At 59.7% G+C, this 11,579-nt stretch carries 10 protein-coding genes and 1 pseudogene; all 11 read right to left on the bottom strand.

What is annotated here, in order from left to right; translation table 11 throughout:
- Positions 1 to 37: 37 nt before the first annotated feature.
- Positions 38 to 2,074 carry a chemotaxis protein CheA gene (locus tag KJQ12_RS01735; RefSeq protein ID WP_213483234.1) on the bottom strand — a complete coding sequence of 679 codons (2,037 nt, stop codon included), beginning with the start codon at positions 2,072 to 2,074 and terminating at the stop codon, positions 38 to 40.
- Between the two features lie 51 nt (positions 2,075 to 2,125).
- Positions 2,126 to 3,379, bottom strand: a complete 1,254-nt coding sequence (locus KJQ12_RS01740) for a protein-glutamate methylesterase/protein-glutamine glutaminase (protein ID WP_213483235.1) — start codon at positions 3,377 to 3,379, stop codon at positions 2,126 to 2,128.
- 28 nt (positions 3,380 to 3,407) lie between these two features.
- On the bottom strand, positions 3,408 to 4,271 hold the full coding sequence (locus KJQ12_RS01745) for a MinD/ParA family protein (protein ID WP_213483236.1): 864 nt from the start codon (positions 4,269 to 4,271) through the stop codon (positions 3,408 to 3,410).
- Positions 4,264 to 5,562: a flagellar biosynthesis GTPase FlhF gene (flhF, locus tag KJQ12_RS01750; protein WP_213483237.1), complete on the bottom strand. Its 1,299-nt coding sequence runs from the start codon at positions 5,560 to 5,562 to the stop codon at positions 4,264 to 4,266. The genes KJQ12_RS01745 and flhF overlap by 8 nt, the downstream gene beginning before the upstream one ends.
- Positions 5,559 to 7,592, bottom strand: coding sequence for a flagellar biosynthesis protein FlhA (gene flhA / locus KJQ12_RS01755; RefSeq protein WP_015254952.1), 2,034 nt, complete (start codon positions 7,590 to 7,592; stop codon positions 5,559 to 5,561). The genes flhF and flhA overlap by 4 nt, the downstream gene beginning before the upstream one ends.
- A 20-nt stretch (positions 7,593 to 7,612) precedes the next feature.
- Entirely contained in the window at positions 7,613 to 8,710 is a 1,098-nt protein-coding gene (gene flhB / locus KJQ12_RS01760; protein WP_015254953.1) for a flagellar biosynthesis protein FlhB, read from the bottom strand.
- Between the two features lie 21 nt (positions 8,711 to 8,731).
- Positions 8,732 to 9,510, bottom strand: a pseudogene (gene fliR, locus KJQ12_RS01765) (flagellar biosynthetic protein FliR).
- A 12-nt stretch (positions 9,511 to 9,522) separates the two neighbouring features.
- Positions 9,523 to 9,792, bottom strand: a complete 270-nt coding sequence (gene fliQ / locus KJQ12_RS01770) for a flagellar biosynthesis protein FliQ (RefSeq protein WP_015254955.1) — start codon at positions 9,790 to 9,792, stop codon at positions 9,523 to 9,525.
- 26 nt (positions 9,793 to 9,818) lie between these two features.
- Positions 9,819 to 10,571: a flagellar type III secretion system pore protein FliP gene (gene fliP / locus KJQ12_RS01775; RefSeq protein WP_015254956.1), complete on the bottom strand. Its 753-nt coding sequence runs from the start codon at positions 10,569 to 10,571 to the stop codon at positions 9,819 to 9,821.
- Positions 10,568 to 11,197: a flagellar biosynthetic protein FliO gene (locus KJQ12_RS01780; RefSeq protein WP_015254957.1), complete on the bottom strand. Its 630-nt coding sequence runs from the start codon at positions 11,195 to 11,197 to the stop codon at positions 10,568 to 10,570. The genes fliP and KJQ12_RS01780 overlap by 4 nt, the downstream gene beginning before the upstream one ends.
- Before the next feature lie 4 nt (positions 11,198 to 11,201).
- A complete protein-coding gene (locus KJQ12_RS01785) occupies positions 11,202 to 11,564 on the bottom strand; it encodes a response regulator (protein ID WP_015254958.1) in 363 nt (120 codons plus the stop codon).
- Between the last annotated feature and the right edge of the window lie 15 nt (positions 11,565 to 11,579).

The raw sequence follows: 11,579 nt of genomic DNA on the forward strand, positions 1-11,579 counted from the left end.
TCCTTGATATGGTATCAGGCAGAATCGGCGGTGTATTTTACTTGATCAGCGCGTTGGGATCGATGATCAGCGCCACCTGACCGTCGCCCAGAATCGTCGCCCCGGAAATGACATTGTATCCGGACAGATATTTGCCGAGCGGTTTCAGCACGATATCGCTCTGGCCGATGAAATCGTCGACGAGAACGGCAGCCCATTTGTCACCCTTCCGGATGATGACCGCTTCGCACTCCTCTTCCCGGCTGTCATCGTAATCCGGCGAGTCGATCAGTTCCGCCAGCGAGACGACCGGGATGATCGCCCCGCGGAACTCGGTCATTGCGTTGCCGTGAATGTTGTGGATCTGGCTGCGCTTCACGACCGTCGTCTCCATGATGGAAGAAAGCGGAATCGCATACTTCTCGGAGCCGAGCTTCAGCAGCATGGCCGAAATGATCGACAGCGTCAGCGGCAGCTGGATCGAGAAGACCGTTCCTTTGCCGAGCTCCGAAGTGACGGTCACCGAACCGCCGAGGGCGTTGATCTTCGACTTGACGACGTCGAGCCCGACGCCGCGGCCGGAAATGTCGGACACTTTATCGGCCGTGCTGAAGCCGGGCGCGAAGATCAGCATGTACACTTCCTCGTCGCTCATCGTCTTGCCCTGCTCTTCGGTGATGATGCCCCGCTTCACCGCCGTAGCCAGCACCTTGTCGCGGCGGATGCCGCCGCCGTCGTCTTCAATTTCGATGAAGACGTTGTTGCCGCTGTGGAAAGCACGCAAGTGCACGGTGCCCGTCTCCGGCTTGCCGGCTTCGAGTCGTTTCTCGACCGGTTCAATGCCGTGGTCGACCGAGTTGCGGAGCAGATGGACGAGCGGGTCGCCGATCTCGTCGATGACCGTCCGGTCCAGTTCGGTCTCCGCGCCGGTGATGATCAGGTCGACTTTCTTGTCCAGCGACTTCGCAAGGTCCCGGACCATCCGGGGGAACCGGTTGAAGACGGTCTCGACGGGAACCATCCGCAGCTTCATCACGATATTCTGCAGATCGGCGCTGATCCGGCTCATGTGTTCGACCGTCTCGGTCAGTTCGTTGCTCCGGATTTCGCTGGCCAGCTGTTCAAGCCGCACGCGGTCGATCAAGAGTTCGCTGAACAGGTTCATCAGCACGTCCAGCCGCTCGATATCGACGCGGATCGTCTTCGCCACGGCGCCGCCGGATGCCGGGGCTTTACGCTCGGCCGAACCCGCGGCGGCGCCTGCCTGCGGCTTGTCCGTCTTCCGCTCCGGTTCGGACGGCCGCGAAGGACGGGACAGCGCGGCCAGGGCATCGGCGTCCAGCTCCGTCACTTCGACCGATTCGATCTCCGAGACGCTGCCGATCTGCTGCTTCAACTCATCGCTTGTCCATTGCGAGATCAGGAAGACGGTGAAGGAGCGGTCGAACTTCTCCTGCTCGATGTCCTGAACCGACGGCTGGGATTTCACCACTTCGCCGGCCTGCTCCAGCACATTGAACACCATGTAGGCCCGGGCGGACTTGAGCACGCAGTCTTCCCGGATCGTGACGACCGCCTTCAAGACGCGGTGCCCGGATCCGATCGACTGCTGCAGTACGGAGAACTGGAACTGATCCAGCTCGATCTCTCCCGCCTGCTGCACCGGTGCCGCTGCGGCCGCCGAAGCGGCGGCGACCTCGGAGTCGGCCGTAATCTCGCCGCTCACGATCTTCTTGAGCACGCCGACAAGCTCCGAGACATCGGCGCTGCCCGTTCCGCCGCCCACGATGTCCTGAACCATCGACTCAAGCGCGTCCAATCCCTTGAAGAGCGTGTCGAAGATGAAGCTGTTCATGCGCAGTTTCCCGTTGCGCACCAGGTCGAGCACGTTCTCCATCTCGTGCGTCAGATGGGCCAGGTCTTCGAACCCCATCGTCGCGGACATCCCTTTGAGCGTATGCGCGGAGCGGAAGATGTCCTGCACGATCGACAGATCCTCCGGCGAACTTTCCAGTCTTAGCAAGTTCTCGTTCAAAGATTGCAGGTGGTCGTTCGATTCGTCGATAAACATCGACAGGTACGCGTTCATATCCATGGCCTTGCACCTCCTGGTTGAACTCGGTTCACAGCGGAAATCGGGTTAACGCTATCGCCTGACGGCCTCGGTCAGCCGAGCCGGTATGTCGTGCAGCGGCAGCACAAGGGAGGCGGCGCCTTCTTCGATTGCGGAGCGCGGCATGCCGAATACGACGCATGTCTCCTCCGCTTCGGCTATGGTCGTGACGGCGCCGTGATCCGCAAGTGTCCGCATGCCTTTGGCTCCGTCGCTGCCCATGCCCGTCATGACGACGGCGTGGCGGGCTAGTTCGGTGAAAGGTACAAGCGATTCGAACAACACATCAACCGACGGGCGGTGACCGTTCCGCTGCGGCCCGTCCGTCAGCCGAATGACATACTGACGGCCGCTTGCCGCGAGCTCCATATGGCGCCCGCCGGGCGCGATATATGCGAAGCCCGGCCGAACCGGTTCGCCGTCTTCCGCTTCTTTGACCGTCAAGGCGGAATGGCTGTTCAGCCGCTGCGCAAGCGAGTAGGTGAACTTCGGCGGCATATGCTGCACGATCAGAAGCGGTGCGGGCAGGTCGCCCGGCAGCTCGCTGAGCAGACGATGCAGCGCCCTTGGGCCGCCGGTCGACGTTCCGATCGCGATGATATGCCGGAACGCGCCCGCCGTTTCCGCGGCAACCGGCTTCGCAGGCGCAGGAGGCGCAGGCCGGACGGCTTCCGGCCGGATTCCGGAATCCGGAATCCGCGGAGATTCCGATGCGGGCGACGGAGACGGTGCCGCGCTCTCCCGCTTCGCCGGCGGCTGCTCCGGCCGCTTCGGCTGCTTCGGCTCCTTTGGCTGCTTCGGCACGGGTGCCGCCCGGGCAGCGCCTTTCGTCTTCGCGGCCGGACGGCTGGCCTCCGGACGTTCTTTCGCTTCGGGAGCCGCCTGCCGGCGGATCGCTACCGCCGCTTTCAGCCGAAGCATGAGCTCTTCAGCCGTCTTGCGAATATCCGCGCCCGGTCCGGAAGGTTTGCGGATAAAATCGAACGCGCCGAGTGCGAGCGCCGCGATCGTCTCCCGGGTATGCTCCTCGCTGATGCCGGACAGCATGATGACGGGCGTGCTTGCTTCGGCCATAATGTGCTTCAGCGCTTCGATCCCGTTCATCTCCGGCATTTCCAGGTCGATCGTAATGGCGTCCGGCTTCAGCTCTCGATGAAGCTCCACCGCCTCCCTGCCGTTCTTCCCGACGGCGATGACGGTGAACGCCGGATCGGATTCAATGATGTCCGAGAACAGTTTCCTCATGAAGGCCGAGTCGTCTACGACGATGATCCGGTAACGCTTCATCGATGTTCACCCCACTGGCGCTGGATCGTTAACGCTGCCTGAACATGCGTTCAAAAAATCCCCGGATGCCGCCGGACTTCTTCGCGGACGGTGTGGATATGAACGCCCTCGCGATTTCCTCGACCGCCCTGGACGCGCTGCCGCCCGGGTAGGCGATTGTGAACGGCACCTGCCGCTTGACCGCCTTCGGCACGTGCGCGTCGTCCGGGATGATGCCGAGCAAGGGCAGATCGAGCGACAGAAACTGCTTGGCGACGAGACTGATCTTGTCGGCCGTCTGCCGGCCTTCGCGGTTGTCGGCCGCGCGGTTGACGACCAGCTTGAAATCGACGTCGTGGTTCATGGACCGGACCATTTTGATGAGCGCATACGCATCCGTGATCGACGTCGGCTCCGGCGTCGTCACGACGACCGTCTCTTGCGCCGCCGTGATGAACCGGACGGTCTCCCTCGACAGGCCGGCCCCGGTATCAAACAGGATCAGATCGTAATGGCCGTGCAGCTTGCCGATCTGTTCGCCGAAATAGTCCAGTTCGCGGTCCGAAAGATCGAGCAGGTCATGGAATCCTGAACCGCCGGCAATGAAATGAAGGCCGAGCGGCCCTTCATGGATGATCTCCCGGATGGCTTTCTCGCGTCTGAGCAGATGCACCAGATTGTAGGGGGCCGATGTCCCCATGAGCACATCGATGTTGGCCATGCCCATGTCCGCATCGAACACGAGCACGCGTTTTCCGAGCTTCTGCAGCGACAAGGCGAAATTCAGGCTGAAATTCGACTTGCCGACTCCCCCTTTGCCGCTGGTGACCGTGATGACCCGCGTCTGAAGGGGCTCTTGTCCCGCGTTGCGGAATCGCATCAGACTGCGCAGCGCATCCGCTTGATCAGTCATCACCGTGCGCCCCCAAGAGTTGCGCGACATAACGGTCGGAGCGGAAAGGCTCGATGTCGTCCGGCACGTTCTGACCGGTCGTCACGTATGCCGCTTTCAGATGGTGCTGCATGGCAAGGTTCAATACGGACCCGATCGCGTCCGTCTCATCCTGTTTCGTAAAGATGACTTTCGTCACTCCATAGGCCAGGAATCGGGAGGCAACCGCCTCCAGATCCCGCGTTTTGCCGTTCAGGCTGAGCACAAGGAACGTGTCGCAGTCTTCATCCCGCTGAATCAGACTGTTGACTTCGGACACGTACAGATCGTTGCGGAAATTCCGACCGGCCGTATCCATGAAGATGATTTCGCGGTCTTCCAGCTGCTTGAAGGCGCGAGCCAGTTCAAGCGGCGAGAATACGACTTCCATCGGAACATTCAAAATGTTGGCGTATGTACGGAGTTGGTCAACGGCGGCGATGCGGTACGTGTCCGATGTAATGAATCCGACTTTGCGCTTCAAGTGAAGCACTTGTTCAGCCGCCAGCTTCGCGATCGTGGTCGTTTTGCCGACACCCGTCGGTCCGACGACGTGAACGACGCGGGTGCCGTCGCGGATGCCTGCCTGCTCGCCCGGATTCACCCACTCCCGAAGCAGCTCGGCCGCGATCTCCCAGACGGCTTCCGGCCCCGTATCGGGGCTGTAGCCGGGGTGCGCCTTGATCTTGTCAATGAGCAGCTCGATCCATTCCTGTTCGACATCCTGCTCTGCCAGCCTCTGCCGCAATTTTCCGAGTGCGGCAGGCTCCGCATCCAGTTCGCTGCTCCGTGCGAGCTTCGCCATCATCGCCTTCATCTGCCGGATTTCTTCCAGCACGGCATCCTGGTCGACGGCGATTCGGGCTGACGAACGGACCTCGGATTCGGGAGCGGCTTGACCGTTCCGGGACGCCGGTTCGGCCGGCGACACTTCTTCCGGATCGGCCGGGACGGCGGCTGCCGCGGACCGTGCAACCTGCTGCCGCTGCATGCCTGCGGCTTGCGGAAGCGGAGGCGCCGCCTCCGCAACCGCGGCGGCCGCTCCGGGCGGTTTGGCCAACACCGGAAGCGGGTTCTGCGGGACGTTCCGGACGCCCGGCGCATTCGTCTCGACGGCGGCGATCACTTCCATCTTCTTCTTGCGGAACAGGCCGAGAAACCCGCCCACGTAGATTTCCTTCGTGTTCAGAATCACCGCGTCCTTGCCCAGCTCGCTGCGGATGATCGGCAGCGCCTCCGGCACCTCGTCCACGACATAGCGTTTGACCCTCACAGATTCACCACCCCGACACTTTGAACTTCAACGCTCGGTTCAAGTTCGCTGTATGACAGCACCGGCACATCCTGCATCGTGCGTTCGACGATCTGCCGCAGGTACATGCGGATCGTCGGCGACGCCAGGACGATCGGCTGCTGTCCGGATTGAATCTGGCGGGTGACTTGCTCGTTCAGCTTCTGATAAATCTGCTGCGTTGAGACGGGATCAAGCGCAAGATAGCTGCCGTGTTCCGTCTGCTGCACCGATTCGGCAATCTTCTTCTCCAGCTGCGGACCGACCGTAATGACCTTGAGCGTCTCGCCGGGATGCGCGAACTGGTTCGTGATCTGGCGCGACAACGCCTGACGGACGTACTCGGTCAAAATATCGGGATCCTTCGTGTATGTACCGTGGTCGGCCAGCGTCTCGAAGATCGTCACCAGATCGCGGATCGACACCTTTTCTTTCAGCAGCTTGACCAGCACTTTCTGCACGTCGCCGATCGACAGCACCGACGGAATCAATTCGTCGACCAGAGCCGGGTACTGCTCTTTCAGGTTGTCGATCAGCGCCTTCGTCTCCTGGCGGCCGATCAGTTCATGCGCGTGGCGCTTGATCACTTCGGTCAGATGAGTCGCCACGACGGAAGGCGGATCGACGACGGTATATCCGGCGAGCTCCGCCCGCTCCTTCACGGAATGTTCGATCCAGAGCGCCGGCAGCCCGAAGGCCGGTTCCTTCGTCTCGATGCCGACGACGGATTCGTCGTCGATGCCGGGGCTCATCGCAAGATAATGGTTGAGCAGCAGCTCTCCCCGTGCCACCGTGTTGCCTTTGATCTTGATGACGTATTCGTTCGGCTTCAGCTGGATGTTGTCGCGGATCCGGATGACGGGCACGATGAGCCCGAGTTCCAGCGCGCATTGCCTGCGAATCATGATGATGCGGTCCAGCAGGTCTCCTCCCTGCTGCGTATCCGCCAGCGGAATGAGACCGTAGCCGAATTCGAACTCGATCGGATCGACCTGCAGCAGGCCGACGACGCTCTCGGGACTGCGCACTTCCTCGATCTGCTGCTCCTCGACCATGAGCTCTTCCTCCTGCTTCTGCCGCTCCATGTTCTTGCTCATCCGGTAACCGGCGAAAGCAAGCACGGCGGCGAAAGGCAGCGTCGTGGCCCAGCCGATCGGCGTGAACAGTCCGAGCATCGCCACGGTACCGGCGACGATGTAGAGCAGCCGCGGGAACTTGAACAACTGGTTCGTCAGATCGAAGGCGAGGTTGCCTTCCGAAGCCGCCCTTGTCACCACCAGGCCGGCGGAAGTCGAAATGAGGAGCGCCGGAATCTGGCTGACGAGACCGTCGCCGATCGTCAGGACGGAATAGGTCTCCAGCGCTTCGCCGAACGACATGCCGTGCACGGCCATCCCGACGACGAATCCGCCGATCAGGTTGATGAACAGAATGACGATGGCGGCAATGGCGTCGCCTTTGACGAATTTGCTCGCACCGTCCATCGCGCCGTAGAAGTCGGCTTCCTTCTCGATCTTCTCGCGCCGTTCGCGCGCCTGCTGCTCGTTGATGAGTCCGGAGTTCAGATCGGCGTCAATGCTCATCTGCTTGCCGGGCATCGCATCGAGGGTGAAGCGCGCCGCCACCTCGGCGACCCGTTCCGAACCTTTCGTGATGACGATGAACTGCACGACGACCAGAATGAGAAAGACGATGAAGCCGATGGCGATTTCATTGCCGGCCACGAATCTTCCGAACGTCTCGATGACGTGTCCGCCCTCGCCTTTCGACAGAATGTTCCGGGTCGCCGAGATGTTGAGCGCGAGCCTGAACATCGTCGTGATCAGCAGGAGCGAGGGGAAAATGCTGAAATTGAGCGCATCGTTCGTGTTCATGGCGATCAGCAGAATCATGAGCGCCAGCGAGATGTTGACAACGAGCAGGAAGTCGAGAAGCCCGAGCGGGACGGGAATGACCATCATGAGCACGATGCCGATGATGCCGATCAGAATGACCAGATCTTTTGATTTCATGCGGCTTCCCACCTCCCCGGTCAGGATGTTTTGACGCGTCCTTTCAATCTATATATGTAAGCCAGAACTTCCGCCACAGCCTGGAACAGGTCGACCGGGATCGTCCGGCCGATCTCCGTCCGTTCGTAGAGGGCTCTGGCGAGCGGCTTGTTCTCCATGATTGTGACATCATGTTCCTTCGCAACTTCGCGGATGCGGAGGGCCAGATAGTCGACGCCTTTGGCCACGACGATCGGCGCGTCCATCTCCGCCGCGTCATATCGAAGCGCGACCGCATAGTGTGTCGGGTTGGTGATGACCACGTCCGCTTTCGGCACTTCCTGCATCATCCGCTGGATCGCCATGCGGCGCTGCTTCTCCCGGATTCTGCCCTTGATGAGCGGGTCGCCTTCCACTTTCTTGTGCTCGTCCTTGATGTCCTGTTTGGACATGCGGATGCTTTTCTCGTGCATGTATTTGCGGTACATGAAATCGAGCAAAGCCAGCACGACAAGCAGTACGGCGATCTGGATGCCGAGCGAAAGCGTCAGCGATGCGGCGAAAGCCAGAATCTGTTCGGGCATCGCATGGTCCAGCATCACGATCGATTCCAGTTCGCCCCAGATGGTCATATAGACCATAAGCCCTACAATCAGCAGCTTCAGAATGCTCTTGACGAACTCGACCAGCGACCGGCTCGAGAACAACTGCTTCACGCCTTGAATCGGATCGATTTTCTTGAGCGACGGCTTGATCGTCTCGAAGGTGAACAGCCATCCGAACTGGAAATAGTGGCTGGCCAGGCCGACCACCAGGGCAATGGCGAAAATAGGAAAAAGCAGAAGCGCAACTTCGGTCATCCATTTCGACACGAGCCAACCCAGCGATTCCGCCGTAATCTCCATCGTCAGCCCGCTTTCGAACGTGTCGCCGAACATGCGGTACAGCCGGTCTTTGTAATAACCGCCGAGCATCATGAAGCTGAGAAAGACGAACAGCAGAATGAATGCCGCCGGTATCTCCTGGCTGGACGCGACCTGGCCTTTGCGCCGGGCTTCCTGCCTTTTGCGCGGCGTTGCCGGCTCGGTTTTCTCCTGGTTGAACAGCTGCAGGTCAAGGATGAGCCGATACCGATGCATGCATGTCCACCTTTCCCGGATTCAGCCTGTCATGACGGCCATCAGCTGCCGGAGATGATCGAACAGAACGGACATCAGATACGAGCAGAACGACGCAAATCCTGCAAGGCAAGCCATCATGACGAGCAGACCGACCAAAATCTTGAGCGGCAGCCCGATCACGAACACGTTGAACTGCGGCGCCGTCTTGGCGAGAAAGCCGAGCCCCGTGTCGGTCAGAAACATCGCGACGATGATCGGAGCGGCCAGCTGAAACCCGAGGATGAACGTCGTCGCGACCGTCCGGGTGAGCAGTTCCGTCACGCTTCCCGACGCGAGCGCCGTGTACAGCTCTCCCGCGAGCGGCAGCCATTCGTAGCTGTCCATCAGCGCGGACAACATGTAATGGTGCCCGTTCATGGCCAGGAACACGGCGAGCAGCAGAAAGTACTTGAAATTGCCCGTGAGCGGAGCCGAAACCCCGGTCATCGGATCGATGATGTTCGCCATCCCGAAGCCCATCTGCAGATCGACGAAAGCGCCGGAAATCTGGGCAACCGCAAAAAACAGGTAAAATATGTATCCCAGCAGCAGGCCTGCCAGCACTTCATGGATGACATACAGCAGATAGCCCGCATCCATCGGTACCGTATATTGAAACCCGCTTGCGAGAAAGACGATCAGCGAGACGAAAAATCCGAGCCCGATCTTGAACGGCGCCGGCACCTGCCTGATGGAGAACAGAGGCGAAACGACGAAAACGAAGTAATTCGACAAAACATCAGCAAAAAAACAGAAAAACCCTGAAGAAAGCCGTCCATGATCCGCTAGCCCTAACCGATATATTTGTACAGGTTGTTCAACAGATTGTAGGCAAAATCGACGACCGTGTTCAGTATCCATGGGCCGAATACGAGGAGCGCCAGCAGCACCGCCGCGATTTTCGGAATGAAGGCCATCGTCTGCTCCTGGATATGCGTCGTTGCCTGAAAAATGCTGACGATCAGGCCGACGGACAGGGCGATGACAAGCAGCGGAGCGGACGCCTTGAGCACCGTATAGATGGCCTGACCCGCCAGGCCGATGATAAAGTCCTCGCTCACCGCTATCGTCCTCTCCTTCTATCGGCTTATGGATTGAAACTGAGCAGCGCCGATTTGACTACCAGGTACCAACCGTCCACCAGGACGAAGAGCAAAATTTTGAACGGCAGCGAAATCATCATGGGCGGCAGCATCATCATCCCCATCGCCATGAGCGTGCTTGAGACAATCATGTCGATGATCAGGAACGGAATGAAGATCATGAAGCCCATCTGGAACGCCGTTTTCAGTTCGCTGATCGCGAACGCCGGCACAAGCACGGTGAGCGGGATATCCTCGACGGATGCCGGCCGTTCCATTTGCGCATAGCGCATGAACAGCAGCAAATCTTTCTCCCGCGTATGCTTGGCCATGAATTCTTTCATCGGAACGGCTGCCGCTTCGAGCGCTTCGGTCTGCGTCATTTCGCCGCGCAGATAAGGTTGCAGCGCGGTGCTGTTCACTTCGGACAGCGTGGGCGCCATGATGAACAAGGTCAGGAACAGCGCAAGTCCGATAATGACCTGGTTCGGCGGGCTCGTCTGCGTGCCGAGCGACATGCGGACAAATCCGAGCACGACGACGATCCGCGTGAAGCTCGTCATGAGCACCAGAATCGCCGGTGCAATGCTCAGCACCGTGATGAGCAGCAGAAGCGACAGCGCGGAAGTATTCGGCTCTTCCGATTCTCCGCCGATCGATATGTCGATGTTCGGCAGAACGGCTGCGGATGCCTGATCGCCGAACAAGAAGATCGATGCCATCAACAGGAATGCGGCCAGCCACAATTTGCTTCTCATTCGTCCATCAACCGATCTTTCGACTGCGAGTCGTTCACAAGCGACTCGAATTGTTGTTTTCTGCCGGCTTGCCGCTCCAGATTGCTGCGCAGCATGGCCTCGAACTCGGAGACGTTCCAGCTGTTGTCCGATTCCGGAGTCCGGCGGCCGCCGCGCAACCGGTTCAGCCATTCACCGATCAACGGGACGCCCATCGGCTGTGATGCCGGGTTTTCCAGGACGGCGATCAATCGACCGGCTTCCTCCGCGTCGTCAATCCGGTCAATGAGCGTCACATTCTCGCCGACACCGAGGAGATACAGCTTTCCGCCGACCTCGATGACCTGCAGCGATTTGTTCTGCCCCAGCGCGATTCCGCCCAATGAGCGAAGCGATCGGTTTTGCCCCCATGTGCGGGCCCGGGAAGACAGGAATCGCAGCGTGAACACAATGAGCACGATGACGATGACAAGTGCGACGATCATCCACACTGCGCTGCCGATGGCGTCCATGCCGTCGGGAATGTCCGGCGGAGCGTTCTCCTCGCCCGGCAGCCCGTCTTCCAGACTTGTCCCGAACGCGGCCGCAGGATGCAGAATCGCCGCCGCTGCCGGTGACAACGCGGCGATATACGGGCGGATACGCATTGCTTCACCCAAGCGTCTTCTTGATCGCTTCGATGACACGATCCGCCTGGAACGGCTTGACGATGAAGTCTTTTGCCCCCGCTTGAATGGCATCGATGACCATCGCTTGCTGGCCCATGGCCGAACACATGATCACTTTGGCACCGGCGTCAATTTTTTTGATCTCCTTGAGCGCCGCAATGCCGTCCATCTCCGGCATCGTAATGTCCATCGTGACCAGATCCGGCTTCAGTTCCTTGTAACGCTCAACCGCCTGCGCACCGTCCTGCGCCTCGCCGACGACTTCGTAGCCGTTCTTCGTCAGAATGTCGCGGATCATCATTCTCATGAATGCTGCGTCGTCAACAATCAGAATGCGGTTTGCCATCGTACTTTTCCTCCC

This window comes from Thermobacillus xylanilyticus (assembly GCF_907165215.1).
Lineage (GTDB): Bacteria > Bacillota > Bacilli > Paenibacillales > Paenibacillaceae > Thermobacillus > Thermobacillus xylanilyticus.

Excerpts from the sequence above, each read along its gene's own strand:
- KJQ12_RS01735 (WP_213483234.1), bottom strand. The coding sequence starts at position 2,074 with ATGGATATGAACGCGTACCTGTCGATGTTTATCGACGAATCGAACGAC.
- KJQ12_RS01740 (WP_213483235.1), bottom strand. The coding sequence starts at position 3,379 with ATGAAGCGTTACCGGATCATCGTCGTAGACGACTCGGCCTTCATGAGG.
- KJQ12_RS01745 (WP_213483236.1), bottom strand. The coding sequence starts at position 4,271 with ATGACTGATCAAGCGGATGCGCTGCGCAGTCTGATGCGATTCCGCAAC.
- flhA (WP_015254952.1), bottom strand. The coding sequence starts at position 7,592 with ATGAAATCAAAAGATCTGGTCATTCTGATCGGCATCATCGGCATCGTG.
- flhB (WP_015254953.1), bottom strand. The coding sequence starts at position 8,710 with ATGCATCGGTATCGGCTCATCCTTGACCTGCAGCTGTTCAACCAGGAG.
- fliP (WP_015254956.1), bottom strand. The coding sequence starts at position 10,571 with ATGAGAAGCAAATTGTGGCTGGCCGCATTCCTGTTGATGGCATCGATC.
- KJQ12_RS01780 (WP_015254957.1), bottom strand. The coding sequence starts at position 11,197 with ATGCGTATCCGCCCGTATATCGCCGCGTTGTCACCGGCAGCGGCGGCG.
- KJQ12_RS01785 (WP_015254958.1), bottom strand. The coding sequence starts at position 11,564 with ATGGCAAACCGCATTCTGATTGTTGACGACGCAGCATTCATGAGAATG.